The organism is Hymenobacter sp. 5516J-16 (genome assembly GCF_022919335.1).
Lineage (GTDB): Bacteria > Bacteroidota > Bacteroidia > Cytophagales > Hymenobacteraceae > Hymenobacter > Hymenobacter sublimis.
Map to the genome: position 1 here is coordinate 2813308 of NZ_CP095058.1, position 26352 is coordinate 2839659.

Below are 26352 nucleotides of genomic sequence, written 5' to 3' on the forward strand. Positions count from 1 at the left end.
AAACGCCCAAAGGCGTTCGGTTTGTACGCAACCGAACGACTTTGGGCGTTTAAATTTTAATCTAGATGCGAATATATAGCAAGAACCTACTTATTCGTATTTAAATGTAATGGGGAGGTTGTAGCGGACTGGAACTGCTCGGTGGTTTTGGTAACCAGGTTTCCAGGCCGGCATTTGCCGAATTACGCGGGAGGCTTCCTCATCTGTGCCGTAGCCCAGCCCTTTCAACACCGATACATCCGTGATGCTACCGTCGGAGTTAACTGTGAACGACATATACACCTTGCCTTCTATGCCGGCTCGCAGAGCCTGCGGAGGGTAGCGAAGGTTGCGTTGAAAGTACTTGGCTAGTGCCGCATCGCCACCCATAAACTCCGGCATGTTCTCCACGTGTACGAATGGCTCCGTTATGGCCGGAGCCGCTGGTTGCGTAACTGTGTCGCTACCACCAACAACCCCGCCAGGTACGGTTGATATGTCATCACCTGCTGTTGCAACGGGTCCAGTAATAGCCGGACCATCCAGCGGCTTTACATCTGTATCAACAGGCGGTGTCTTCACTAAGTCGTCGCGAACTACCCGGGTAGCCGTAGCGGGAGTTGGCGGACGCACGGTAATGGCTGCCCCGCCGGAGGGGTAGTGATGGGTTTTTGTTGGAAGATGGGAGGAGGCAAAACAATATTAACTCTTTCATTAGGGATAGTCCCTGGAACCTCCGTGATGGCAGGCCACAGCCGCTGAACTAGCAATGGTATGGCAATGAGCAAAGCAGCTAAAGCAGTAGCAATAACAATAGCGGTGGTTACGTGCCGACCGTAGGCTTTTCGCAAGACATAAGCGCCATAGGCCTTGTTGCGCCCTTCAAAGACTATGTCATCAAGGGATGGGAGGGAGGTGTGCGCGGCTGTGGTCATGGGATATATAATTAAGTGAACAATGGGCTAATACATACCTAAACTATTCAAGCCAATACTTACCACTATATCTAACGCTACCTCCTGGCTTTCACTGTATTCAACGTTGCTAAATAGCGGGTTATTATGCGTGCCGACTATATATTTTTATGTGAATACGAATGCAAATAAAAACCCGAATCGGACCGGAGTCTGATTCGGGTTTTATGTTCTGGCTAAGCCAGTAACAGATCAGTTTACTTGATGGCGAAGGTTACAGGCACCGTGTAGTACACGGACACTGCCCGGCCATTCTGCTTACCAGGAGTAAAGCGCGGCAAGTTTTTGATAACTCGGAGCGACTCTTCGTCGCAACCAGCACCAATACCTTTTTGCACTTCGGCATTCGTAACAGCTCCATCAGGGCCTACTACGAACTTAATGAAAACGCGACCTTCAACCTGATTGCGCAATGCCATTGCCGGATACTTGATGTTCTTGGCAATGTATTGCAGCAACGCTTCTTGTCCGCCAGGGAAAACCGGCATCTGTTCTACGTAAGTGTAAGGCTTGGTTTCCACTACCTCCTCTACCGCTTTCGTGCCTTCACCAGGTTCCAAACCAGCCAGGTCAGCTGGATTATCGGTGTTGCCTTTCACGGTTTCGTTAGCTACCACCTTATCCTTTAGCTCCTCCTGATCTGGAATTTCTTCCTGTTTCTGCACCTCCTCGTCCTTCTTAACAACAGGAGGTACAAACTTAATCGTGGAGAGCTTTGGTGGTGGTGGTGGCGGCGCGTCTGGTGGCGGCGGCGGTGGTGGTGGGGGCTTAGTCGCATCCAGCGGCGGTGCCTCCAGTACGTTCACCTTCAGCATCTTCTCGTCTTCCACTACCTCATCTTTCTTCATCATGCGCGCCACCAAAGGGAAGGCAATCATGAGAGCGAAAAGGGCAACGGCAATGAGAACTGCTCGGGTTACGTGCTTTCCATACACCCGCCGGATTACGTAGGCTCCATAGGCCTTATTGCGCCCCTCGAAGACGATGTCATCGAGAGAGGCTTTGGCCAACTGCGAGTTGTCCATCATAATCCAGAAGTTTTAATCAGTTCCTGATCAGGCTTAGAGATGTCTACCAAGGCATACTTCTTGGTTTCCGTGATGTTCATCTCGTCAAGAATATCAACCATATTCTTGTAAGCCGATTTATCGTCTGGCTTGATCAGCACTACGAGCTGTGGGTTGCTTTTGTGCTGAAGCAACACCTTACGAATACCATCAGCACCATAGTTAGAAAGCTTCAACTCTGGCTTAGTAGTACCATCCAACAAACCATCGTAATAGTACAGTTTATTGTTCTCGCCTAATAGCAGAGTCAGAGCATTCGACGCCTTAATAGGCGGCTGCTCTTCACCCGGTTTGGGTTTCACCGGCATAGCAACCTCCATTACGGTGGGCTTGCTAAAGGTGGTTGTGAGCATGAAGAAGGTAAGCAACAGGAAGGCCAAGTCCACCATCGGGGTCATGTCGATTTTGGTCGACATTTTCTTGGCCCGTTTCTTACCTCCTTTACCGGAGTCGGCTTGTTGTTGTATTTCTGCCATGTCTGTGCGGGTTAGTTACCAGCCACTGGTTTAGTCTCCAGGTCGGTAATCAGGTTGAACCGGTTAATGTTCTTATCCTGCATCAGCTTGATGACTCTTTTCACCGTCGGTACGTCGGCATTGCCGTCGCCTTTGATAGCCACGTAGGAAGGCTTACCATAAGCTGACTTGCGGCTCAAGGCCTGGGCGGTTTGTACCCACTCGATGAACTGGTTGTTGACAGAGTCAGCAGGAATACCCTCCTGCTTCACCAACTTCCGCTGTTCACTGTCTAGGCTAAGCAGCGCAGGCAGTTTTTCGATAGGGGTGCCGAAGCTTGAAGCGACGCCTTTAAAGGCCTGAATCTGAGAAGGAGTAAAGCTTACTCCGTACTTAGCTCCTACCTGCGTCAGCAAATCCGACTTGATAGCGTCATCATCTACGCCGAAGAATACGCGCTTGTCTTTGTCGACCGCAATCGTGATTACGTGCGACTCTGGCAAACGAATTTCCGAGGTGGATGAGGGCGTATCTACCACCACTGCCTCTTCCGGGGCAAACTTGGTGGTGAGCATGAAGAAAGTCACCAGCAGGAAGGCCAAGTCCACCATCGGGTCATATCCAGCGACGGTGACGTTCTATGGGGCTTTACTTTGGGCATTGCTGGTGTTGTTAGTTAGCGTAATTCAGAAACGAAGGGACCTATGCTTTAGTGCGTTGTCGCGCTAAAATTAAGCAGTGTGGTGTTCGGTTTCGCCGTGCTGAGCAGCGAAGGTCTGAATGATGCTGAAGCCAGCCTCGTCGATGCTGTAGGTCAGCTCGTCAATTTTGCTGGTGAAGAAGTTGTAGGCCACAATGGCAATTGCCGAGGTACCGATACCCAGAGCCGTATTGATCAAAGCTTCCGAGATACCGTTAGCCAGACCTACTGCGTCAGGAGCACCACCTTGAGCCAGTGCCGAGAAGGCCTTGATCATACCGAATACCGTACCCAGCAGACCTACCAGCGTGGCGATAGAAGCCAGCGTGGACAGAATAACTAGGTTTTTCTCCAGCATGGGCAGTTCCAGAGCCGTCGACTCTTCGATTTCTTTCTGGATAGCCAAGATCTTCTGGTCTTTCTCCAGGTTACGCTCGCGGGCCATTTCCTGGTATTTGCCCAGGCCAGCCTTTACCACGTTAGCTACTGAACCTTTCTGCTGGTCGCAGGCGGCAATAGCACCGGTGATGTCGTTTACGTTCAGCTTCTGGCGGATAGTGCGCACGAATGATTCGATGCTCTTGCTGCCTTTGGCGCGGCTGATAGTGAGTGCCCGCTCAATCGAGAAGATGATTACGCACAGGAACATCGTCATTAGTAGCGGTACGATAGGACCACCTTTGTACACTACACCGAAGTAGTCACCACCAATGGGGTTATTCTCGTTGTTACCACCTTGGAAGTGACTGGCATCACCTAGGACGAATTTGTAGATGATCACGCTTACAATAAACGCCAATACGATGGCGAGAATGGCAAACAGGGACGAACCACCGCCCTTAGCTTCGCCTTTCGGCGCTGCAGCAGCGGCGGGCCGAGCCGCGGGCTTGTTCATGGCATTCTTTTGTTCCATTGTTCCGGAGAATTAGGGGGTTGTTGGTGAAAGGTTGAAGTACGAGTAAAAAAGTGGAAATAAGTGACTAGCCTATAGACGGGGAAACCCCGCTCACCCGCACGCATAACTTTGAAAAGTCTGGATAGCGTGGGTCTGCTCGTGTGCGGGGCGTGGTTCGAAAATAGATCTAGCCTTGGCAAACCTAATTAAAAACCTGTGTGTCGCCAAATGAAAAATGGGTTTAAACGCTTTAAAACAATGCGTGCCTCCAAAAAAGGCTATTCCGAGCGTGGAGTTTTAGACGTAGCGTCGGGTCGGTTTTTGGCTTCTTCCCAATAGCTATCCATCTGAGCGAGCGTAAGGTCGCGGAGTTGATGGCCGTCTTGAGCCGCAGCAGTTTCTAGGTACTGAAAGCGGGTAATGAACTTGCGGTTAGTGCGTTCGAGCGCCTCTTCGGGTTAATGCCGGCGTGGCGGGCGAAGTTGATGAAGGAGAATAATAAGTCGCCAAATTCAGCGGCGGCTCGCTCTTGGCTGGCTTGAGTAGGTTCGGGGTAGCAAATTCTGCTTGGAATTCCTGTAGTTCTTCCTGTACCTTCTCCCATACTTGCTCGGGACGTTCCCAGTCGAAACCAGCGCCTCTGGCTTTTTCCTGGATGCGCATGGCTTTTACCAAGGCCGGTAATGAGGTAGGTACGCCACCCAGCACCGAGGAGTTCCCTTTTTCTTGCAGTTTCAACTGTTCCCAGTTACGCTTAACCTCCTCTTCACTGTCTGCTTTGGCGGTGCCGTAGATGTGAGGATGGCGGAAAATAAGCTTTTCACACTGGGCATTCAGCACGTCAGCAATATCAAAAGCGCCTTGTTCGCTGGCGATTTTAGCGTAGAAAGTTAGGTGCAGCAGTACGTCACCTAGTTCCTTCTTTAAGTCAGCTAAGTCACCCCGGATAATGGCGTCGCTGAGTTCGTAAGTTTCTTCAATGGTGAGGTGGCGCAAGCTTTCCAGGGTCTGCTTTTTATCCCATGGGCACTCAGCTCTGAGGCGGTCTAGTACATCGAGCAGGCGACCAAAAGCCTCTAGCTGGGCTGGGCGGCGGGCGGCAATAGTATCTTCCATTAGGTCAAATATACAATGAGACGAATCATCAATTGTGGGTACACGGATGGCTGCTAGCTTCTGATTACCCGCCAGACTAATTTCCACGTAGGGAAAGCAGGGGCGGTTGCCTACTTTTGCCCCTTCTTCCTTCTGATTACAGAGTATTTCAACATACGGACAGCACAGTGGCACTGATTAAATCGATTTCGGGCATACGAGGAACCATTGGAGGAGCAGCCGGAAACGGTCTGACTCCTATCGATGTGGTTAAATACGCCGCTGCCTTTGGCACGTGGGTATTAGAAAAAACGCAGAATAACACCATCGTTATTGGTCGCGACGCCCGCTTATCGGGGATATGGTGAGCCGGTTGGTATCGGCTACCCTCCAAGGACTTGGCATCAACGTAATTGACTTGGGGCTAAGTACTACGCCAACTGTAGAAATGGCTGTACCCGCGAAAAATGCGGGGGCGGTATTATTCTGACGGCTTCGCATAACCCCAAGCAGTGGAACGCGCTGAAGCTACTTAACGCAGCCGGCGAGTTTATTTCTGATGAGGACGGCAAACAGGTTTTGGCCCTCGGCGACGCTGAAGCGTTTGATTTCGCTCCCGTTACTAAGCTGGGCAAGTATACCACCGACGATACTTTTCTCCAGGAACACATCAACGCTATTCTGGCCCTGCCACTGGTAGACAAGCAAGCCATTAAAGCTAAGAACTTCCGAGTGGTCGTAGACGCCGTTAACTCCACAGGTGGGTTTGCAGTGCCTATGTTGCTCCAACAGCTGGGGGTAGAGGTAATTGAAAAGCTGTTCTGTGAACCTACCGGCGACTTTGCTCATAATCCGGAGCCGCTACCCGAGAACTTGCGCGACATTGCCCGGGTACTCGAAAAAGGCTCGTTTGACCTCGGCATTGTCGTGGATCCGGATGTAGACCGTCTGGCCCTAGTCAACGAAGACGGAACGATGTTCGGGGAGGAGTACACTCTAGTAGCTGTTGCCGACTATGTGCTGCAGCAAAGTGGGGGAGGCAACACTGTGAGTAACCTCAGCAGTACCCGTGCCCTGCGGGACGTCACTGAAAAACAAGGGGTAGCTACGCGGCCGCTGCCGTAGGCGAAGTCAATGTAGTGAACAAGATGAAGGAAACCGGCGCCATCATTGGGGGCGAAGGCAACGGCGGCATCATTTACCCGGAACTGCATTACGGCCGTGACTCCTTAGTAGGCATTGCGCTTTTCCTGAGCCACTTGGCCAAAACGGGCATGACGATGACCCGCCTGCGAGCTTCCTATCCGAACTACTTTATTTCAAAGAATAAGATTGAGCTAACGCCGGAAATCAACACCGACGAAGTACTGGTGCGCATGGAAGAGCGCTACGCCAAGCAGCCCATCAACACAATTGACGGGGTTAAGATTGAGTTTGACAAAGAGTGGGTACACCTGCGCAAATCGAACACTGAACCGATTATCCGCATTTACGCCGAGTCGGATTCAAATGCTACCGCTGATCATTTGGCTAACAAAATCATCGGCGACATCAAAGAAATCATCAGCAAATAAGGACTGCTTGTCAGACCAACTCAGCAGCCTGCTTCAAGCCAAATTGCGGTTTGAAGCAGGCTGTTTCAGTTAGTAGTAAAAGCCAGGACAAGGTAGGCAACGTACAGAATTCCGGCTACCCCAACGGAATCTTGTATTTTTGCAGAGCCTTTCCTTTCTCCGTACTCACGATTACGCCTGTCTTGCCCATGAACGTGTATTTCGATAATGCCGCCACCACGCCATTAGACCCCGAAGTGCTGGATGCTATGTTGCCCTTCATGCGGGACCATTTTGGCAACCCGAGCAGCATACACGGGCACGGCCGACAGGTTCGGGCCGCCATCGAAAATGCCCGCAAGACAATTGCCCACCTAATCAATGCCGCCCCGGCCGAAATCGTGTTTACTTCCTGTGGTACGGAGGCCGACAACTACGCCGCTTTCGGCAGCGTGCGGACGCTGGGCCTCAAGCATGCTATTACTTCCCCGCTGGAGCATCATGCGGTGTTGCATACCCTGCAGGCGCTACAGAAGGCCGGCGACATTCAACTGAGCTATGTGCGCCACGACGCGCAAGGACGCTTTGAGTTGGCGCACCTGGAAGAACTGCTGGCTACCCAGCCGCGCACTTTCGTGAGTTTGATGCACGCCAATAATGAAATTGGCAACCTCAATGACATTGTAGCTATTGGGGAGCTGTGCGCCCAGCACAATGCCGTGTTCCATACGGATACGGTACAGACGATGGGCCACTACCCCCACAACGTACAGCAACTTAAAGCGAATTTCCTGGTCGGGTCAGCGCATAAGTTTCACGGTCCGAAGGGCATTGGCTTCCTGTACCGCCGGTCGGGCCTGCTAGTAGATGCCCTAATCCATGGCGGCTCCCAGGAACGCAACCAGCGGGCGGGCACCGAAAACGTGTACGGTATTATTGGCCTAGCCAAAGCGCTGGAAATTGCTTACCGCGACATGGCCGCGCATCAGCGACATATTCAGGGGCTGAAAGACCGGTTTATCGACAAGCTGCGGGCGGAAATTGAAGGGGTAGAATTTAACGGCACTTCTGCTGAGGCTGACCAGAGTTTGTACACTGTGCTGAGCGTGAGCTTGCCGCCGTCGGAGCTGAATGAGATGTTGCTGTTCAACCTCGATATCAACAAGGTGTCCGTGTCAGGAGGCTCCGCATGTACCAGTGGTGCCAACGCCGGCTCCCACGTACTCAGCGCCCTTAACGCCGATCCGGACCGGGGCACCATCCGCTTCTCGATGAGCAAGTACAACACCACCGAGGAAGTAGATTATGCCGTAGAGCAACTAGCCAAAATGTATCGGCGGCAGCCCTTGAAAATCTGATTTCCAAGGTACCATCATCAATAGCAAAGGGGCCACTGTGCATCACAGTGGCCCCTTTGCTATTGTTAACTTGCTATTCCAGTGACTCGCGGCGGTGGACTATCTTCTGTTTTATATAGAAGATCAGCAAACCCAGCACAATGACAAAGCCTACGTCAATGCCGAAGCGGGTGAGGCCTTCGAGGGCCAGATGAGACTGACCAAGGGCAATACCGGAGCCTATCAAAGCCGCGGCAGGCATGAGAATGAGGGCAATTAGGGCGCCGGCAATAACACTCCGACGATAGGCGGCAATGATGACAATACCTGCCGCCGCCCCACAGGCAGACACTAGCAACTCTTTCAGGGAAGGGTTGGAGATGTTACGCACTTCTGGGTTATTTATTAGGGCCGATGCGGAGGTTTCCCCGGCTCCTACCAGCCAAAGCATGGTAAGCCCCGCCGTGAGTATGAACAGAGCATAGCCAATAAGCACGGACCTCATGCCTCTACCCACCACGTGCCACCGCCGCAGTACTACCCCCATTGGAATAGCCGCAATGGGTTCGAAGCCAGGTGAAATAATGCTGGCAGCAATAAAAGCTATTGCTTGCGGTACCGGGTCCGAGACGAGCCCCACGGCAGCCATAACACCGCCCAGGGCCATAAGAGCGGCATAGTTCGGGGTTGGTCGGCCCTGGTGGCGTAATCCGGCTTCTACTTCTTCCCAAATGGCCTCGTCCCGGTCGTTGAGCACCTGTTCCCCATGAACGGGGTCAATGATGCTGCTTAACTCGGCTGTTGATATGGATAGCTCTTCCGGGCTAGCCACCGCCGCCCGGACTTGGCGCAACACCTCATCGGCGCCACGATTGAGCACTTGCACCGTGATGATGTCACCAACGGGTTTGCGGGAGGCGCCAATTTGGACGCTTAAGCTAATAACATCCTCAATCTCAACTAGCTGTTTTGATAAGGATTCAGTAATGGCAGCAGGGACTGTAAGCGCAAGGTTCCGATGCATAAACGCTACGATAGTGAAATTGGCTATACGTAGAGGCGCCCTATTGGCTTACTGTTCCACAAAATTAGGCCCCAATAATAGCTCCGCAGGCGCGGGGTAAGATGCAGTGGGTATCATATTAGAGCCTTGCTGCGTATGGAACCCCAAACCTGTTCACCTCCCTATGGCCGACATCAACATTCAGCGTAAAAAGTCTTCGCCTAGCCCCTGGCTACTCATCTTGCTGGTGCTGGCGGTAGTATCCGTTGGCGCCTATTTCCTCCTGCGGGCCGATTCGGCAGCTCCCACCGCTCCGGCTCCCGTACCGGCAGAAGCAGGGGTGCCCGTGCCACCAGATAGTAGTACGGGTGCTGAAACGGGGCCGCGTCCTTCCGGGACGGATGCCGTAGGAAATATGGCGGCGGAACCAGCTCCCGTGACGCCGGAGGTGCTGTCGTCTTTTGCCCAGAGTGACGCTACCCAGCCGCAGTACGGTCGGGAGGGGCTACGGCTGCTCACGGCTTCTTTGGTTGATTTAGCTGACCGGGACGATTTTCGGGAGCCCGCCATTGCCACCCGGCGCGACGAGCTGACCAGCGCCACGGCCCGGTTGGGCGAAGCCGGCACCAGCCTACGGCCGGGGTATGTAGCGGCCACGGCATTGCTGCAGGCCATGCAGCAACAAGGCTACCCGGAGTTGGAGGCCGAAATGAATCAACTAACCAGCCAGGCTGCTAACCTTAGCGGTCGAACTGCTACGGCCCAAGATCAGGAGCAAACGCGCGCCTATCTTACCCGGGCGGCCAGTATGGTTAAAGCATTAAATCAGCCTCCTGCCCGTTAAGCAGGCTCATTTGTACTCTATATTCCTATGGAACCTACCATCGATTCTATTCCCTCCGCTCAAGGCCTGCACCTGCGTCGTCTGCGCGACTTGTCTGATTTTGAAGTAGCGGACGGCAACCCCGACGTGCGGGGTTGGGCAGTTCGTGGTGCTGACGGCCAGCAGTTTGGTCAGGTGCACGAGCTGATAGTAGACACGGATGCCCTTAAGGTGCGCTACCTGGATGTGGAGCTGGATGAAAGGCTGAACATCAACGAGCGAGACCGGCACATTCTCCTGCCCATTGGCGTGGCTGCCCTCGATGAGGAGGCCGACAACGTGTTCGTTCCCTCACTTACGGCCCGCTCGGTACTGGAATACCCGCCCTACGTTGAAATCCAGATCAGCCGCCAGTACGAAGAAGCCATGCTTCGGGCCCTGAACCTGCCCTTGGCTCAAACTGCCACAACTGATTTTTATAGCCAGCCCGGCTATGATGACCACGCCTTCTACCAGCGCCGTCGGCTGGGGTAGAAGCTGCATAACGATAAATGCCACAGCGGCCGCCTCCCCGCAGGAGACAGCCGCTGTGGCATTTATCATTTAGTAGGAAGTAAACTAGTTCCGCCGAATCATGGAGGTTACGGCCTGCACCCATTCCGGATTGGAATTGAGCGAAGGAACCAGCTGCCAGTGGCTACCGCCGGCCTCCTCAAACATCTCCTTAAACTCTTCGCCCACCTCAATGGTCGTTTCCAGACAATCGGCTACGAAGGCGGGAGAGAAGGCCAGCACATTTTTGATGCCTTTGGCCGGCATTTCTTTCAGTACTTCGTCAGTGTAAGGCTGCAGCCACGGGTCGCGGAGGCGGCTTTGCAGGCGGCTCTGGAAGGAGGTAGTGTACTGTTCAGGTGCAAGGCCAAGCGCCTGGGCCAGCTGCCGCGAGGTTTCAAAGCACTGGGCCCGGTAGCAGTAGCGGTTGTTTTTATTGTAGTTGTTGCAGCAGTTGCCCAGCTTGCAGTAGCCCTTGTGGCTACCCTTTAGTACGTGGCGCTCCGGAATGCCATGGTAGCTGAACACCACGTGGTCATAGTCGCGCTTGGCCATTTCCGCCTTGCCCAGGGTAGCAAAGCTGCTGATAAAGCCGGGGTCATCGACGAAGGTGCTGATAAAGCTGATGCTGGGCACTACCCACCACTTGCTGACCAGCTCCATCACCTTTTCCTGCACCGAGCCCGTGCTGGCTGCCGCATACTGCGGAAACAAGGGCAGCACAATAATCCGCTCCACGGCCGCGTCGCGCAACTCCTGCAGGGCACTCTCAATGCTGGGGTTCTGGTAGCGCATGCCAAAGGCCACCAAGTACTCTTTGCCTAGTTGCTCCTGTACCAGCTTCTGCAAATCCAGGCCGTGGTAGAGCAGGGGAGAACCTCGCTCGGTCCAGAGCTGCTGATAAATCTTAGCTGACTTCGGCGCCCGTAGCGGTACAATGAGCCCCTGAAACAACGGGTAGCGTACGGCGGCCGGCATGTCAATCACGCGGCCATCGGTCAGGAATTCATTAAGGTAGCGGCGCACGTCGCTGGTTTGGGGCGAGTCCGGCGTGCCAAGGTTGACGAGCAGGACGCCAATGCGGCCTTTAGTAGAAGAAGGAGTGGTGGGCATAGAATACTAGTACGTGACGAGTCGTAAGAACACGTTGCGGTAAGTAGCTACCGGCTCGCGGCTGCAAAGGTCGCACAACGTTGCGCCAAGTAAAACTTCCAGGGCATGTTCTTGCTGTTCGGGCTACAGACAATCTTCCGGTAGCCGTTGTTTCAAGGACCGGCGGCTGGGCGGGCTAAAAGTTGTACCTTTGCAGGCCAATTTTCAGATTCTGAAGTGAATACCGAACCAACTCCGCACCGCGCTGGCTTTGTGAGCATTATCGGCAAGCCCAACGTGGGTAAGTCCACGCTCATGAATGCCCTGATGGGTGAGCGGCTCAGCATCGTGACCAGCAAGGCCCAGACCACGCGCCACCGCATTCTGGGCATTCTGAACGGCGACGACTTTCAGCTGGTATATTCCGATACGCCCGGCATCATTCAGCCCAAGTACGAGCTGCATAATGCCATGATGTCGTTCGTGTATTCCTCTTTGGAAGATGCTGACGTGATTCTGTTCGTGACGGACATCTACGAAAAGCACGACGAGGAGCCGGTGGTGGAGCGCCTGCGCAAAATGCAGGATACCCCCATTCTGCTGCTAGTAAACAAAATCGACCAGGCCGACCAAGCCGAAGTGGAAGCCAAAGTAGAGTACTGGCGCGGGCACCTGCCTAACGCAGCCCGGGTGCTACCTATTTCTGCGCTGGAGAAATTTGGAACCGGAGAGCTGCTGGACTTGGTTCTGGGCTACCTACCCGTGCACCCGCCTTACTACCCCAAGGATGAGCTGACGGATAAGCCCGAGCGGTTTTTCGCCGCTGAGATGATTCGGGAGAAAATCTTTAAGCTCTACAAAAAAGAAGTGCCTTACTCCTGCGAGGTAGCCATTGACGAGTTCAAGGAGGAGGAAGACATCATTCGGATGCGCTCCACGATTTACGTGGAACGAGCCAGCCAGAAAGGCATCATCATCGGCCAGCAAGGTACTGCCCTCAAAAAGGTAGGCACCTGGGCCCGCGAGGAAATGGAGAAGTTCTTTCAGAAAAAGGTCTTCCTCGAAATCCACGTCAAAGTCAATGAAAACTGGCGCACCGACCCCAAAGCCCTAAACCGGTTCGGGTATAGCCAATAGGGCAGGAGGGTATGAAGGTGGGAGGGTAGGATTCGTACTGAATTTGCCTGCAACTCCTACCCTCCTACCTTCATACCCTCCTGCTCTAAAAACCTTCCGACCACTCTTCACTTAACTACTCCGGGCACTGCCGAAATTGGTCGGGCCGGCGGCTGGAGTCAGACAATATGAAAAATACCATTGCCATTGTGGGCCGCCCCAATGTGGGCAAATCCACACTGTTTAACCGCCTGGTAGGCCAGCGCAAAGCCATCATGGACAACGAGTCCGGCGTAACGCGCGACCGGCACTACGGCTACGGCGACTGGACCGGCAAGTACTACACCGTTATCGACACGGGTGGGTACGTGCACAACTCCGACGATATTTTCGAGGGCGAAATCAACAAGCAGGTAAAGCTGGCTATTGATGAGGCTGACGTGGTGCTGTTTATGGTGGATGTGGACGCCGGTTTGCACCACCTAGACGAAGAATTTGCCAACGTACTGCGCCGCTACCAGGGCAAGAAGCCCATCTACGTCGTCGCTAACAAGGCTGATACCAACACCCGCGCCCACGCCGCCGGCGAGTTCTACTCCCTCGGCCTCGGCGACGGCGAAATCTATCCTATCAGTTCTCAAAGCGGCTCCGGCACCGGCGACTTGTTGGATGCCGTTATCAGCCACTTTGAGGAGGAAGGGGTAGAAGAGCCTGATGCTGGCGTACCCAAAATTGCCGTAGTAGGCCGTCCGAACGTGGGCAAGTCCTCGTTCGTAAACCTACTGCTCGGCACCGACCGTAGCATTGTTACGGATATTGCTGGCACCACCCGCGACTCTATTCAGGCCCGCTACAACGCCTTTGGCCACGAGTTTATTCTGGTGGATACGGCCGGGTTGCGCCGCAAAACCAAGGTGCACGAAGACGTGGAGTTCTACTCCGTTCTTCGCTCCTTGCGGGCCCTGGAGGAGTCAGACGTATGCATTGTAATTCTGGATGCTACTCGTGGCATTGAGGCCCAAGACCTGAACATCATTGGCCTGGCCGACAAAAACCGCAAGGGCATCGTGATTCTGGTCAATAAGTGGGACCTGATCGAGAACAAGGAAACAAACACGGCCAAGGAGTTCGAGGAGAAAATCCGGGAGAAGATTGCGCCCATCAGCTATCCGCCCATCATTTTTACCTCGGTGCTTACCAAGCAGCGCGTGCACAAAGCCATTGAAACGGCCGTGCAGGTGTACGAAAACAAGCGCCGTAAAATCCCAACTTCCGAGCTGAACGAGGTGATGCTCAAGGAGATTGAGAAGTACCCACCGCCCATTCAGAAGGGCAAGTTGGTGCGTATCAAGTACGCCACGCAGCTGCCGACCCACAATCCGGTATTCGCCTTTTTCTGCAACCTGCCGCAGTATGTAAAGGAGAGCTACACTCGCTACCTTGAAAACCGTCTGCGGGAGCATTTCGACTTTACAGGCGTGCCTATTGGTATTGTTTTCCGGAAGAAGTAAGATGAGCAGTAGCCTGGCAGCAGAAAAAAAGTAAAATGTTTTTCTACTGTCGGGTTACCTTCTGCTGAATCTGATATAAAGCCCCGATTTCCGGCTAGAAACTGCGAAGTCATCCCTCATTTGAATTTCAATTTCTCACGTACCCTTACCATGAAAAAAGTACTGTTCCTTGCTCTGGCTGCTGTTTCTTTCTCTTTCGCTTCTTGCGACAGCAAAACTGAAAACGCTGCTGAAGCTCAGGCTGAGCAAGTAGAAGAAGGTGGCGAAGCCAAGGCTGACGCTATGGAAAACGCTGGCAACGAAGCTGGTGCTGACTCGGTAGAAAACGCTACCGAAGCTCAGGCTGATGCCATCGAAAACGCTGCTGACTCGACCGACGCTAAGTAAGCTGACGCACCGACCGGTGCTAAGAGAAAAGGCCGCTCCTACCGGGGCGGCCTTTTTTTATTTTATGGATGAAAGCAGGGAATAAGAAGTGGAATAAGTACGTTGGCAACCGTATTTGTTACCAGCTTACTTGCGCTGGTGCGGCTTGGTCGTGCTTCAGAAAGCCTGGACACGCCTTGGCTTTATCTCTTCCATACTGCCGCCATCATGAAACAAGCACCTTATTTCGCCCTTGTCGCCGTTGTCTTATCGTTTACGGCCTGCGACGGCCAGAAGGAAGGTACTACGCAGCCCGTTGATACTACAGCGTCTTCGGGAGATGCGCAACTTGACGCCATGGAAGAGCGGGCAAATGCTGTTCGGGACTCTGCCGATGCTAAAGCCGCCGCCCTGGAAAGCCCAACCGATTCGGTTCCAATAGAGTCAGCTAACTAGGCTCAACAAAAAAGCCGCTCCTTAAGGGCGGCTTTTTTGTTGAGCGTACATCAAGTAGTTTACAAGAATCTAGCCCAACCGGCGCTGCAAAAGTCCGTCTACCACTTCGAATAGCTTGCGCGGCTGGTAGGTGCGCCAGGGAAGCTCATCTAGCTGCCCGCCAAAATTAATGTAGCTGTCGAGGTTGTACTGGCGCATTTCGCGGATGACGTGCTCTTGAAAATTAACGCCCGCAATCCAGCCATCTTCCACATCCTCAAACCATTCCTCATAGTAGGAATCATCGGAACCGTGGAAATTGAACACGTTTTCGCCAATGAGAATGAATTTGCGAATACCCTCGTGCGTCATTACGTCAATGATGTTGCGCTTGAGTTGCATCACGTCGTTTTCGATGGCGTCGTTCCACTCGCCGATGAACTCGATGACGCTAATGCCCAGGTCATAATCCACGAATAGAATCTTCAGGTACAGGGTATCTGAATCGAGGCTGTCCCACTGCGGATGGATGTAATAGCCGTAGATGGTATTCACATAAGCATCAAGGCTATTTTCAGCCTCAAAGAGGGGGAGCGAGGGTCTTCAGTGGCGGAATAGTGCTCCAGCCACGCATAATGCGGCTCAATGGTGTGCATGCTAGGGTCGAATTAGCGCCAAGCCCTTCGTCTGGCAAAGGTTGGGCGAGCGTGTAATGGCCTAACGCGGAATGCCTGCTGTCTGTTCGCCTGGGGCTAGCCAAGCACTGCAGCCATACATAAAACAACCCTAAAGAAACCTGAAAAGCGGGAACAATGGTGCACAAGGCCGTTAGCCAGTAACCGCGCAACAGGGCAGCATATGCCATTATTAGTAACCGCGCTGTGGTGGGCAGTAAGTAAATTTCTACGCCTCCCAAACCCGTTACACCGTCATCGGACCCAACCAGAATGAGCAGCGCAAGTTGCAGCATACCAGTCCGGTAGTACGCATCCGCAAGTTCTCCTATCACAGTAGCCCGGCGCTAGCCTACGACTTATGCGCATCTAGGGCCGCGCGCACAGAGCCATGCTGGTGCAGGAGTGCGGCAGCCTGCTCGTGGCCGATGCCAAGCTCGTCCATGAGCATCTTTTCGCCCCGATCTACCAGTTTGGCATTAGAGAGCTGCATGTCGACCATCTTGTTGCCCTTTACCCGGCCCAGCCGAATGAACGTGGCTGTTGTGAGCATGTTCAAAACGAGCTTTTGGGCCGTGCCTGCTTTCAGCCGAGTGCTGCCCGTCACAAACTCCGGTCCGGTTATAACCTCCACGGGAAACTCGGCGGTAGCAGCCACCACGGAGTCGGCGTTGCATACAATACAGCCGGTAGCAATGCCCTGGCTGCGGGCCTGCTGCAAGCCCCCGATTACGTAAGGCGTCCGGCCGGAAGCGGCAATACCGACCACAATATCCTGGTTGGTAATGTTATGAGCCAGTAAGTCTTGCCAAGCCTGCTCAGCGTCATCCTCCGCATTTTCCACGGCTTTGCGAATGGCCGTGTCGCCCCCGGCAATTAGGCCTACCACTACCCCATGCGGCACCCCGAAAGTGGGTGGGCACTCAGAGGCATCCAGGATGCCAAGCCGCCCACTAGTGCCGGCGCCAATGTAAAACAGCCGCCCCCCAGCCCCGAGACGGGCCACGGTGGCCTCCACCAATCGTTCAATCTGGGGGAGGACCTTTGCTACCGCCAGCGGTACCGTCTGGTCTACGCTATTGAGGCCAGTGAGCAGCTCGTGGGTGGAAAGGGTTTCAAGGTTATTGAAGAGGGAGGGGCTTTCAGTGGTGCTCATGGAAAGGAAGAGAGAAGTAATGCAAGGCCGCTAGAGGAAGTATCAGCATTATGCTGTTTGCTCCTGCGCGGCCTTCACGGCGGGGCTTACGCCAGTTTGCCCACAACGGGAAAGTTATCGAAGACGTTGGGGGTATGGGGCGCATCTTTTTCTAACTCCTTGGTTAGGTCCTGGCCAGCCCAGTGCTCATAGTGGTTGCCACGGCGCCACAGGCGCGACCGGCTCACGTCGTAGATCAGCCCCGATACACCACCCATATTTCGTCCCGATCCTGCCCATTTCGCAATGCTAGCTGCGCCTTAGTATAGGTAGTCAGCGTGTCATTTGGATCAGCAATGAGGCTCATAAGTGAGTTCTATACTTGATGGTGTAGCAGCCCGGCAGGGTACTTCCGGGCGGCCTACCCCAGGAGGGCCTGAGTTAAAATCCAGCGGTTCGGTAGGTCGCCTTGGGCTGCGCGCAGGTAGTCCTGGTAGCTGCAGGGCACAATGCGCTTCACGTCACTATCGGCGAGGCTTTCAACTTCCAGCCACCACTTTTCAGTGCGCTTACTTTTGTAGAAAACTAGCTTGGCCGGGGTACCGGGCAGGCCCACAGCGTAGCGCATAAAGCGCCGGCTTTGAAAATCGGTTTCCTGGCGGCGGTGGTAGAAGCCCTCCACAAAGTACCACAGCATGGTAGCCAGCGTAGCGGCGGCCAGGCCGTGAGGGTCGTACTCGGGGCGGTAGCCGTAGAGCCCGAAGGAGGTCAGGGTGTCGTTGTGGCCGGCGTACCAGGCTAGTTGGGCGGCCTCTTCATTGGTAAGCCCGAAAGGGTTGGCAGGCCAGTAGGCGGGCGCATCGTTCCAGCGCAGCGCAGCCACATCAAAGCTAACAAAATCGGCCTGCCGCAACAGGGGCTCAGCTTGGCGCACATCCGCGTGAATGGCCCCGAGGCGCAGGGTTTCAAAGTGCAGCTTTTCTAGCGCGGCCAGCACATCGGGGGCTACCAAGTACTGCTGGTGGGCCAGTTGAGCGAAGTTGAACAGGAAGCTCGGTTCGTGGAGCAGCATGCGGCGCAGGTGGCTGTCTTCGGGCGCGGCTCCTTCTACCTCTGCCATGTCCACGCGCGCGTCCACGGTGGCAAAGCTCACGGCCCGGTCCAGGGTTTCGTAGGCCAGGAACTGCCCGTAATCCAGGTCGTGAGAGCCACCCAGCAGAATCGGGACAGTGTTCTGCTCCAGTAAAGCCGCAATAATTTCCCGCAGGCGCTGGTAGGTATCGTCCAGGGTCAGGCCCGGCCGCAGATTGCCAAGGTCTACCAGCCGCATCGGTCCAGTACCTTTTTGAAGTTGGTAAAAGCGGCGTCGAACGGCATCCGCGCCTTGAGTGGCGGGGGCGCCAGCGGCACTACCGCGCCACTCGTTCAGGCCAATCAGGGCCAAGTCAGCTCCTCGCCAGTCAGGAAACGTGTCTAGAAAAGGCGTGGCATAAGCGGCTAGCGTGGTCGGGACGGTGGCCGGACCGGCCAGCTCTTCGGGGAGCGGATCAAAAAAGATGGCCAGATTCATCGTACGCGCCGTAGCAGACTCCGACAAAGCTACGCAAAAGCCGGCCACAGCCTACCTGCTTTCTGTCGAGCATAGAAGCTTTCCCGCGAAAAAAGTAGTTATTTAAGCAGCCTTTTCTGTTCGGCTTCTGTAAGCGCACTGCAGCAGCCGGTAGCTGGCTTTTCCTGTTCACTAACCCCACCTTAGTGCTTTCCCGCCGCATGGACATTCGTCGTACGTTCGATATTCTGCCTCATCTCCAGCAGAAGTACAATAAGCCTGACTGCTTCGCTGTTAAAATAAACGGCCAATACACGCCCATCAGCACCGATGCGGCTGTGGAACAAGTAAACCAGGTAAGCCTGGGACTGCGCCGCCTGGGCATTGGCAAAGACGATAAAGTCGCCATTATCTCGATGAACCGGCCCGAGTGGATGTTCGCCGATTTTGGCATTGCCCAACTAGGTGCTACCAGCGTGCCGATGTATCCGAGCATCACGGTAGAAGACTATAAATACATCTTCTCCGATGCTGGAGTGAAAGCTGTATTCGTGTCAGACAAAAAGCTGCTCGACAAGGTGAAGGAAGCCACGCAGGGGCTCAACATTCCGGCGGACAATATCTTTACCTTCGACAAAATTGAGGGGGCGCGTCATTTTTCTGAGCTGCTAGAACTGGGCAAGCAAGGCAACCCCGCCGACCTAGAGCCGCTAAAGGCTGCCGTGCAGCCCGATGACCTGCTCACCCTAATTTATACCTCCGGCACCACGGGGCAGCCCAAAGGCGTGATGCTGACCCATAACAACATCCTGAGCAACTGCCGCAATGCCCAGCGTTTTGTGCCCGTCACCAAGGACGATAAAGCACTGAGCTTTCTGCCGCTTTGCCACATTTTCGAGCGGATGGTAACTCACCTCTACCTTATCAACGGCGTGAGTATTTACTATGCCGAGAGCATGGAAACCATTGCCGACAACCTGCGGGAGGTGAAGCCGGAAATCTTTACTACCGTGCCGCGCCTGCTGGAAAAAGTCTACGATAAGATTGTCGCTAAAGGGCATGAGCAAACCGGCGTCAAGAAAAGCCTATTCTTCTGGGCCCTGGACCTAGGGCTGAAATACGACAACCAGAAGGATGGCGGCTTCCTGTACAACACCCAGCTAGCTCTGGCCAATAAGCTCATCTTCAGCAAATGGCGCGAGGCGCTGGGGGCAACCTGCGCTGCATTGTGAGCGGAGGCGGGGCCCTGCAGCCCCGGCTGGCGCGGGTGTTCTGGGCCGGCGGCATTCGGGTAATGGAGGGCTACGGCCTAACGGAAACCTCCCCGGTTATTGCCGTGGGCGGTTACGAGCCGGAAAACAACATGATTGGTACCGTAGGCCCCGTGATTGACAATACCGAAGTGAGAATTGCCCCTGATGGCGAGATTCTGACCAAGTCGGAATCGGTAATGAAGGGCTACTACAACAAGCCGGAACTGACCGCTAAGGAGTTTGACGCGGACGGCTGGTTCCATACCGGCGACATTGGCGAACTGGTAGAGGGCAAATTCCTTAAAATCACGGACCGCAAAAAGGAAATGTTCAAGACCTCGGGCGGCAAATACATTGCCCCGCAGGTGATAGAAGGCAAGCTGAAGGAGTCGCCGCTGGTAGAGCAGTGCATGGTGGTCGGCGACGGCCAGAAGTTTCCCTCGGCCCTCCTGATTCCGTCCTTCGATGCCCTAAAAGGCTGGTGCAAGCGCAACAACGTGAACTGCGACTGCTCCAACGAAGAACTGGTGAAAAACGAGAAGGTGGTAAAGATGTACGAAGACCTGGTGCACAAGTACAACACCAACTTCGCGCAGTGGGAGCAGGTGAAAAAAGTGGTGCTGCTACCCCAGCTCTGGACCGTGGAAACCGGCGAAATGACGCCCACCATGAAGGTCAAGCGCAAGGCCATTACCGAAAACAACAAGGCCATAATTGAAAGCCTCTACCAACACGCAGAAAAGCACTAAGCCAACGGTCCCGTAACGCAACGTTACGGGACCGTTTTTTTATGTAGAAAGTCCAGATTACAACGAATAATCCTACCTGCTGCAGTACCTTTAGCGCCGTATTAATCTCAACAGTTCTTTATGAAAAAATTTACGTCACTTTTATTCTCTGCCATCTGTGCTACCTCATTGCTCGTAGGGTGCAGCACCAAAGACGACGAGGCAACTCCGAGCCTGACCGGCAACTTGTACGGATTCGTCAATCCGGTAGATGAGCTAGGCAATCCGGCTGCCAAGAGCGGTGTATGAGTAACGTTGGATGGGGCGAATCCCGCTGCTACCGTCAGCACCGATGCCAACGGCCGATTCGAGTTTGCTAACCTAAAAGCAGGTACTTACAACCTGACGTATACCCGTCCGGACTTAGGAACCTACCGGCGCGTGAGCGTAGGACACGTTGGGGGTGACCAGCCTACCTTCGCCTTTACCTCCTTCCTTACGCAGTCCTCTTCAACTCGCATTCTTAACCCCACCGTATCGAGCAACTCATACTCCGGAACAGCTACCCTGCAGTTTAGCTTGGTCAACCCTGTAATGCCTACAGGTTCGCTCTACCGCTACCAGATGTACGTAGGTTCTATGCCTAACGTAACAACTGAAACGGGTACGTTATATGCCAATACTACCTACGGCACAAGTAGTTCCTATGCATCGCAAGTCCTGACCCGGGCAAGTCTGAACGCAGTCGGCTTGGCTTCGGGCCGAACTGCTTATGTAGTGGTGTACGGCGTGCCAAATACCTTCAGCTCATACATCGATCCTGCCACCGGCCGGACCGTGTACATGGGCCTTGGTGTGGCCTCCAATACGGTAGCGTTCATCGTGCCGTAGATAAGCAAAGCTTGTAAATTACTAATAGGTTGGGGTTTGATGAGAGGATAACTCTTAATCAGACCCCAAACTTTTTTTGGTTAACTTAGTATGCAAGCATAACATATTTCTGTATGTTTACCGGACTTGCCGTACTACCCCATGACTCCCGAAGAAACCGTTGATTATAACATAAAGGTTGCCTGGCACGCCATTTCGCGGATGTACAACACGCAGGCGGCCAAGCACGACATTACCACGAGCATCGGCTTTGTGCTGCTGAACATTGACCAGGAGAACGGCACACCCGCTACCAAAATAGCTCCGTTGCTAGGCCTAGAAACCCGTTCCCTAACGCGCATTCTACGCAGCATGGAGGAGAAAGGCCTTATCTATAAGCAGGCCGATACTCAGGACAAGCGCTCGGTACGCATCTTTCTTACGGAAGAAGGTCTGCGCGGTAAGGAAATTTCCCGCCAGACCGTGCGTCATTTCAACCTGAAAGTGCGCGAGAAAATCCCGCAGAATGAGTTGAACGTGTTTTTCAAGGTAGTAGCCCAGATTACGGGCATGATTGAGAGCAAGACACTGTACGAGGATTTTAAACCGAAACCGCTCCGCTCCGAGTCGCCGGCTTGATGCGTGGGCTTTAGTTATTGGCTTTTAGCTGATAGCTTTCTTTTTGGCCGTTAAGAACGCAAGCCAGCAAGAAATAAAGCATGATTATAAACTCGGCATGACGAGTAACTTCAAATGTTACCAGTCTAACGCTGATAGCTAGCAGCCTAAAAAATTCATCTCTCACCCCCTCATTCACCCCACGAATGAACCGTACCATCAAAAAAGTAGCCGTACTGGGCTCCGGTGTGATGGGCTCGCGCATTGCGTGCCACTTCGCCAACATCGGCGTGCAAGTGTTGCTGCTCGACATCGCGCCCAAGGAATTGCTACCCGCCGAAGAAGCCAAAGGCCTGAAGCTGGACAATCCGGCGGTGAAAAACCGCATCGTGAACAGCTCCTTGCAGGCAGCCGTGGCAGCTAACCCTTCGCCGCTCTACCGCAAAGCCGACGCCAGCCGCATCAAAACCGGCAACTTCGACGACAACCTCAAGGACATTGCCGGTTGCGACTGGACGATTGAGGTAGTAGTAGAGCGTCTCGACATTAAAAAGAGCTTATTTGAGCGGGTGGAGCAGTACCGCAAGCCTGGCACGCTCATCACCTCGAACACCTCAGGCATCCCGATTCACATGATGACGGAGGGCCGCTCCGACGACTTCAAAAAGTACTTCTGCGGCACTCACTTCTTCAACCCGCCGCGCTACCTGAAGCTGCTCGAAATCATCCCGAGCCCGGACACGGACCAAGCGGTAGTGGATTTCCTGATGCATTACGGCGACCTGTACCTGGGCAAGACCACTGTACTAGCCAAGGATACGCCCGCTTTCATTGCCAACCGCGTGGGTGTTTTCGCCATTATGGATGTGGTGCAGGTGATGAGCCAGCTCGGCCTCACGGTAGAAGAAGTGGACAAGCTCACCGGTCCGGTTATCGGCCACGCTAAGTCGGCTACCTTCCGTACTTCGGATGTGGTAGGCCTGGACACGATGATTAACGTCGCCAACGGCCTGGCCCAAAACCTACCGAACGACGAAGCCAAAGCGGTGTTCCAGCTGCCGGACTTTATCAAGAAGATGGCCGAAAACAAGTGGCTGGGCGACAAAACCGGCCAGGGCTTCTATAAAAAAGTAAAAGGCGAAGGCGGTAAGTCGGAAATTCAGGCGCTCGACCTGAACACGCTGGAGTACAAGCCCGGCGCCAAGGTGAAGTTTGCTACCCTGGAAACGACTAAGCCGATTGAAAAGCTGGCGGACCGGTTCAAGATGTTGGTAGCCGGCAACGACAAAGCCGCCGACTTCTACCGCAAAACCTTCGCGGGCCTGTTCGCCTACGTGAGCAACCGAATTCCGGAAATCACCGACTCGCTCTATAAGATTGACGACGCTCTGCGCGCTGGCTTCGGCTGGGAAATGGGACCGTTTGAAACCTGGGATGCCTTAGGTGTGCAGAAAGGTCTGGAACTAGCCCAGGCTGAAGGCAAAACAGTAGCGCCGTGGGTGCAGGAAATGCTGGCCGCCGGCAATACCTCGTTCTATAAAGTGAATGAGCAGGGCGTGAAGCAGTTCTACGACATCGAGTCGAAGAGCTACCAGGCCATTCCAGGGGTAGAGAACTTCATCATCCTCGACAACCTGCGCGCTACCGGCAAAGTGGTGTGGAAAAACGCCGGCGCTTCGGTCCTGGACCTCGGCGATGGTATCCTGAACGTGGAGTTCCACAGCAAGATGAACGCCCTGGGCTCCGACGTAATTCAGGGCCTGCTGAAGGGCGTGGAGCTGGCGGAAAAGGACTTCCGTGGCTTGGTAGTTGGCAACGACGCGCCGAACTTCTCGGCCGGTGCCAACCTGGGCTTGGTATACATGTTCGCGCTGGATCAGGAATACGACGAGCTGAACTTGATGATTGCCCAGTTCCAGCAGGCCATGATGCGCATGCGTTACAGCTCCATTCCGGTGGTAGGCGCGCCGCACGGCCTGGCCCTGGGCGGTGGCTGCGAGCTGAACCTGCACTGCGACCGGGTAGTAGCGGCCGCGGAAACCTACATGGGCCTCGTGGAATTCGGGGTAGGCCTAATTCCGGGCGGCGGTGGCACCAAGGAAATGACTCTGCGCACTGCTCTGAAATACGAGGAAGGCGAGCCGGAGTACAACCTGCTGCGCAACACCTTCATGACCATCAGCACGGCCAAGGTTTCGACCTCCGCAGCCGAGGCTTTCGACCTGGGTTTCCTGCGCCGCGGCGACGAGGTAGTAGTAAATAGCAACCGCGTCATTGCGCAAGCCAAAGCCGCCGCCATTGAGCTGGCCGAAGACGGCTACACCCAGCCGGTGCAGAAAACCAACATCAAGGTACAGGGCAAAGGAGCCCTGGGCATGTTCCTGACCGGCGTACACGCCATGAAGGAAGGTCGCTACATCTCTGACCACGACGTGAAGATTGCCAACAAGCTGGCCTACATCATGTGCGGCGGCGACCTAAGCAGCCCCACCGAAGTATCGGAGCAGTACCTGCTGGATCTGGAGCGCGAAGCCTTCCTCTCGCTGACCGGCGAACGGAAAACTTTGGAGCGTATCCAGTCGATTCTGACTACGGGCAAACCGCTGCGTAATTAGACCTGAGAATTGAGAGCTTAGAACTTAGAGTTGTTCTGTATGGTAAGTCGGCATCGATTTCGAGATTTAAAGATCTGGCAGAAGGCGATGCTGATTACCAAGCTGACTTATCAGTGTTGTGCCAACTTTCCCAGTGATGAGCGTTTCGGCTTAACCTCACAGATGCGTCGGGCGGCTGTTTCTATCCCCTCTAATATTGCGGAAGGTGCTGGTCGCGGTTCAGCTAAGGATTTCAGCCAGTTTCTCTCTGTTGCTACCGGATCTGCCTATGAACTGGAAACCCAGTTCATTCTAGCTGCCGACTTCGGGTATATAAGGGAAGAACAATTGCAAGTAGTCACAGCTGAATTATCAGAACTACAAAGAATGCTCTACGGCTTTCAAAAAAGTCTTCAACCTGAGAACTAATTACTAGAGTCTAAGCTCCAAGTTCTCACCTCTAACTTCTAAAAACATGAATGCATATATCGTAGCTGGTTACCGCACGGCCGTGGGCAAAGCCACCCGCGGTGGTTTCCGCTTCACCCGCCCCGATGACCTCGCCGCCGACGTTATCAAGCACCTGGTAGCCTCCGTGCCCGCCCTCGACCCCACGCGCATTGACGACGTGATGGTGGGCAACGCCGTGCCGGAGGCCGAGCAGGGCCTGCAAATGGGCCGCCTGATTTCCCTGTTGGCCCTGCCCATGAATGTATCGGGCCTCATCGTGAACCGCTATTGCGGTTCCGGCGTGGAAACCATTGCCATGGCCGCCAGCAAAATCACGGCGGGTATGGCCGACTGCATTGTGGCGGGTGGAACCGAGAGCATGAGCATGGTACCCACCGTAGGCTGGAAAACGGTGCCCAACTACAAGCTCGCCCAGCAACACCCCGACTACTACCTCGGCATGGGCCTCACGGCCGAAGCTGTGGCGCAGGACTACAAAGTGTCCCGCGAGGACCAGGACCAGTTTGCCTACAACTCCCACCAGAAGGCCATCAAAGCCATTCAGGCGGGCAAGTTCAAGGAGCAGATTGTGCCCATCACGGTAGAGGAAACCTATCTCGACCAAGCCACCGGCAAGAAGAAAACCCGCTCCTACGTAGTCGATACCGACGAAGGTCCCCGGGCTGATACTTCTTTGGAAGCGCTGGCCAAGTTGCGCCCGGTATTCGCTCAAAACGGCTCGGTAACGGCCGGCAACTCCTCACAAACTTCTGATGGCGCGGCCTTTGTGCTGGTGATGTCGGAGCGCATGGTGAAGGAGCTGAACCTGGAGCCCATTGCCCGCATGATTACCTATGCCACTGAGGGCATCGACCCACGCATCATGGGTATGGGGCCCATTAAGGCCATTCCGAAGGCGCTGAAGCAGGCCGGCATGCAGCTCCAAGACATTGACCTAATTGAGCTGAACGAGGCCTTTGCTTCCCAGTCCATTGCCATTACCCGCGAGCTGGATATTGACGAGAGCAAGCTGAACGTGAACGGCGGTGCTATTGCCTTGGGCCACCCGCTGGGCTGCTCCGGCGCTAAGCTCAGCATTCAGCTGTTCCACGAACTACGCGAGCGGGGCCAGAAGTACGGCATGGTAACCGCCTGCGTAGGCGGCGGCCAGGGCGTGGCCGGCATCTACGAGCTGCTGAAGTAGTACCCATTGCAGCCTGTGCCGTGAGCGGTCCGTAACCAAGTGGGGGCGGAAAACTCAGCCGCTCACGGCACAAGCTGAACGGCTGGCACCGCGCCGGTTAAGCAATGTCAATAACGACGAGGCTTAACCATTGTGTCTCTACTTCGTTCGGCAGTACACTCAGAAAGGATTCCCCGCTAAACCGGGGTTTTCTTTTCGTGAAGTAGTCGGCAAGCATAACATATTTTTGTATCTTTCGGTACAACAGAACAGCGCGGCTAGCTCACCGCCAAATAGTAGGCAAGCCGAGCATCTTCTTTTCTTTTTCGACTTCGATTTTCTCCA

At 54.3% G+C, this 26352-nt stretch carries 24 protein-coding genes and 4 pseudogenes; 16 read left to right on the forward strand and 12 right to left on the reverse strand.

The window, feature by feature from the left end:
• Positions 1-90: 90 nt before the first annotated feature.
• The 6 genes and pseudogenes from MUN84_RS13975 to mazG form a co-directional block, all read right to left on the reverse strand.
• Entirely contained in the window at positions 91-612 is a 522-nt protein-coding gene (locus MUN84_RS13975; RefSeq protein ID WP_244694625.1) for an energy transducer TonB, read from the reverse strand.
• 538 nt (positions 613-1150) lie between these two features.
• Positions 1151-1981 carry an energy transducer TonB gene (locus tag MUN84_RS13980; RefSeq protein ID WP_229728709.1) on the reverse strand — a complete coding sequence of 277 codons (831 nt, stop codon included), beginning with the start codon at positions 1979-1981 and terminating at the stop codon, positions 1151-1153.
• A complete protein-coding gene (locus MUN84_RS13985; protein WP_188558004.1) occupies positions 1978-2496 on the reverse strand; it encodes an ExbD/TolR family protein in 519 nt (172 codons plus the stop codon). Before MUN84_RS13985 ends, MUN84_RS13980 begins: the two co-directional genes overlap by 4 nt.
• Before the next feature lie 11 nt (positions 2497-2507).
• Positions 2508-3086 (reverse strand): ExbD/TolR family protein, encoded by a 579-nt coding sequence (locus tag MUN84_RS13990; protein ID WP_244694626.1) that lies wholly within the window; start codon positions 3084-3086, stop codon positions 2508-2510.
• Positions 3087-3206: 120 nt separating this feature from the next.
• Positions 3207-4070, reverse strand: a complete 864-nt coding sequence (locus MUN84_RS13995; RefSeq protein WP_188558102.1) for a MotA/TolQ/ExbB proton channel family protein — start codon at positions 4068-4070, stop codon at positions 3207-3209.
• Positions 4071-4348: 278 nt separating this feature from the next.
• Positions 4349-5186 (reverse strand): annotated as a pseudogene (gene mazG / locus MUN84_RS14000) (nucleoside triphosphate pyrophosphohydrolase).
• Between the two features lie 167 nt (positions 5187-5353).
• On the opposite strand from mazG, the pseudogene glmM reads away from it, so the two are divergent.
• Positions 5354-6739 (forward strand): annotated as a pseudogene (gene glmM / locus MUN84_RS14005) (phosphoglucosamine mutase).
• 188 nt (positions 6740-6927) lie between these two features.
• On the forward strand, positions 6928-8076 hold the full coding sequence (locus MUN84_RS14010) for a cysteine desulfurase family protein (RefSeq protein WP_244694627.1): 1149 nt from the start codon (positions 6928-6930) through the stop codon (positions 8074-8076).
• 73 nt (positions 8077-8149) lie between these two features.
• On the opposite strand, the gene MUN84_RS14015 is transcribed toward MUN84_RS14010, so the two are convergent.
• Positions 8150-9079 (reverse strand): DUF389 domain-containing protein, encoded by a 930-nt coding sequence (locus MUN84_RS14015; RefSeq protein ID WP_244694628.1) that lies wholly within the window; start codon positions 9077-9079, stop codon positions 8150-8152.
• A gap of 163 nt (positions 9080-9242) precedes the next feature.
• Here MUN84_RS14015 and MUN84_RS14020 point away from each other — a divergent pair, with 163 nt between their 5' ends.
• Positions 9243-9902 (forward strand): hypothetical protein, encoded by a 660-nt coding sequence (locus tag MUN84_RS14020; protein WP_244694629.1) that lies wholly within the window; start codon positions 9243-9245, stop codon positions 9900-9902.
• 27 nt (positions 9903-9929) lie between these two features.
• Positions 9930-10415, forward strand: a complete 486-nt coding sequence (locus MUN84_RS14025) for a PRC-barrel domain-containing protein (protein WP_244694631.1) — start codon at positions 9930-9932, stop codon at positions 10413-10415.
• An 84-nt stretch (positions 10416-10499) separates the two neighbouring features.
• On the opposite strand, the gene hemH is transcribed toward MUN84_RS14025, so the two are convergent.
• Positions 10500-11546: a ferrochelatase gene (hemH, locus tag MUN84_RS14030; RefSeq protein ID WP_244694633.1), complete on the reverse strand. Its 1047-nt coding sequence runs from the start codon at positions 11544-11546 to the stop codon at positions 10500-10502.
• Positions 11547-11762: 216 nt separating this feature from the next.
• Between hemH and era the strand changes: the two genes are divergently transcribed.
• From era to MUN84_RS14050, 4 genes are all read left to right on the forward strand, one after another.
• Positions 11763-12662 (forward strand): GTPase Era, encoded by a 900-nt coding sequence (gene era / locus MUN84_RS14035; protein ID WP_244694635.1) that lies wholly within the window; start codon positions 11763-11765, stop codon positions 12660-12662.
• A gap of 167 nt (positions 12663-12829) precedes the next feature.
• Complete coding sequence (der, locus tag MUN84_RS14040) at positions 12830-14152, forward strand: ribosome biogenesis GTPase Der (RefSeq protein ID WP_188558014.1); 1323 nt, start codon at positions 12830-12832, stop codon at positions 14150-14152.
• 150 nt (positions 14153-14302) lie between these two features.
• Positions 14303-14539, forward strand: coding sequence for a hypothetical protein (locus MUN84_RS14045; protein ID WP_188558015.1), 237 nt, complete (start codon positions 14303-14305; stop codon positions 14537-14539).
• Positions 14540-14746: 207 nt separating this feature from the next.
• Complete coding sequence (locus tag MUN84_RS14050) at positions 14747-14974, forward strand: hypothetical protein (protein WP_244694637.1); 228 nt, start codon at positions 14747-14749, stop codon at positions 14972-14974.
• Between the two features lie 69 nt (positions 14975-15043).
• Here the strand turns inward: MUN84_RS14050 and MUN84_RS14055 are convergent.
• The 4 genes and pseudogenes from MUN84_RS14055 to MUN84_RS14070 all read right to left on the reverse strand — a co-directional run bounded on the left by MUN84_RS14055 (position 15044) and on the right by MUN84_RS14070 (position 18332).
• A pseudogene (locus MUN84_RS14055) lies at positions 15044-15609 on the reverse strand (hypothetical protein).
• A 370-nt stretch (positions 15610-15979) separates the two neighbouring features.
• Positions 15980-16783 carry an N-acetylmuramic acid 6-phosphate etherase gene (gene murQ / locus MUN84_RS14060; RefSeq protein WP_244694638.1) on the reverse strand — a complete coding sequence of 268 codons (804 nt, stop codon included), beginning with the start codon at positions 16781-16783 and terminating at the stop codon, positions 15980-15982.
• A gap of 86 nt (positions 16784-16869) precedes the next feature.
• A pseudogene (locus MUN84_RS14065) lies at positions 16870-17129 on the reverse strand (cytochrome b5 domain-containing protein).
• A gap of 54 nt (positions 17130-17183) precedes the next feature.
• The gene (locus tag MUN84_RS14070; RefSeq protein ID WP_244694640.1) at positions 17184-18332 is read right to left on the reverse strand and encodes a formimidoylglutamase; all 1149 of its coding nucleotides are present in this window, start codon (positions 18330-18332) and stop codon (positions 17184-17186) included.
• Between the two features lie 185 nt (positions 18333-18517).
• Between MUN84_RS14070 and MUN84_RS23885 the strand changes: the two genes are divergently transcribed.
• The 8 genes from MUN84_RS23885 to MUN84_RS14105 all read left to right on the forward strand — a co-directional run bounded on the left by MUN84_RS23885 (position 18518) and on the right by MUN84_RS14105 (position 26028).
• Entirely contained in the window at positions 18518-19543 is a 1026-nt protein-coding gene (locus MUN84_RS23885) for an AMP-dependent synthetase/ligase (protein ID WP_317238943.1), read from the forward strand.
• Complete coding sequence (locus MUN84_RS23890; protein WP_317238944.1) at positions 19504-20313, forward strand: AMP-dependent synthetase/ligase; 810 nt, start codon at positions 19504-19506, stop codon at positions 20311-20313. The genes MUN84_RS23885 and MUN84_RS23890 overlap by 40 nt, the downstream gene beginning before the upstream one ends.
• Positions 20314-20433: 120 nt before the next feature.
• Positions 20434-20601: a hypothetical protein gene (locus tag MUN84_RS14080; protein ID WP_244694641.1), complete on the forward strand. Its 168-nt coding sequence runs from the start codon at positions 20434-20436 to the stop codon at positions 20599-20601.
• Positions 20602-20607: 6 nt separating this feature from the next.
• The gene (locus MUN84_RS14085; protein WP_244694642.1) at positions 20608-21183 is read left to right on the forward strand and encodes a SpaA isopeptide-forming pilin-related protein; all 576 of its coding nucleotides are present in this window, start codon (positions 20608-20610) and stop codon (positions 21181-21183) included.
• Between the two features lie 141 nt (positions 21184-21324).
• Positions 21325-21801, forward strand: a complete 477-nt coding sequence (locus tag MUN84_RS14090; RefSeq protein ID WP_188558023.1) for a MarR family winged helix-turn-helix transcriptional regulator — start codon at positions 21325-21327, stop codon at positions 21799-21801.
• Between the two features lie 185 nt (positions 21802-21986).
• Positions 21987-24395 (forward strand): 3-hydroxyacyl-CoA dehydrogenase/enoyl-CoA hydratase family protein, encoded by a 2409-nt coding sequence (locus MUN84_RS14095; RefSeq protein WP_244694643.1) that lies wholly within the window; start codon positions 21987-21989, stop codon positions 24393-24395.
• 39 nt (positions 24396-24434) lie between these two features.
• Positions 24435-24803 (forward strand): four helix bundle protein, encoded by a 369-nt coding sequence (locus MUN84_RS14100; RefSeq protein ID WP_262920531.1) that lies wholly within the window; start codon positions 24435-24437, stop codon positions 24801-24803.
• A 46-nt stretch (positions 24804-24849) separates the two neighbouring features.
• Positions 24850-26028 carry an acetyl-CoA C-acyltransferase gene (locus tag MUN84_RS14105; protein ID WP_244694645.1) on the forward strand — a complete coding sequence of 393 codons (1179 nt, stop codon included), beginning with the start codon at positions 24850-24852 and terminating at the stop codon, positions 26026-26028.
• Positions 26029-26352: the final 324 nt, after the last annotated feature.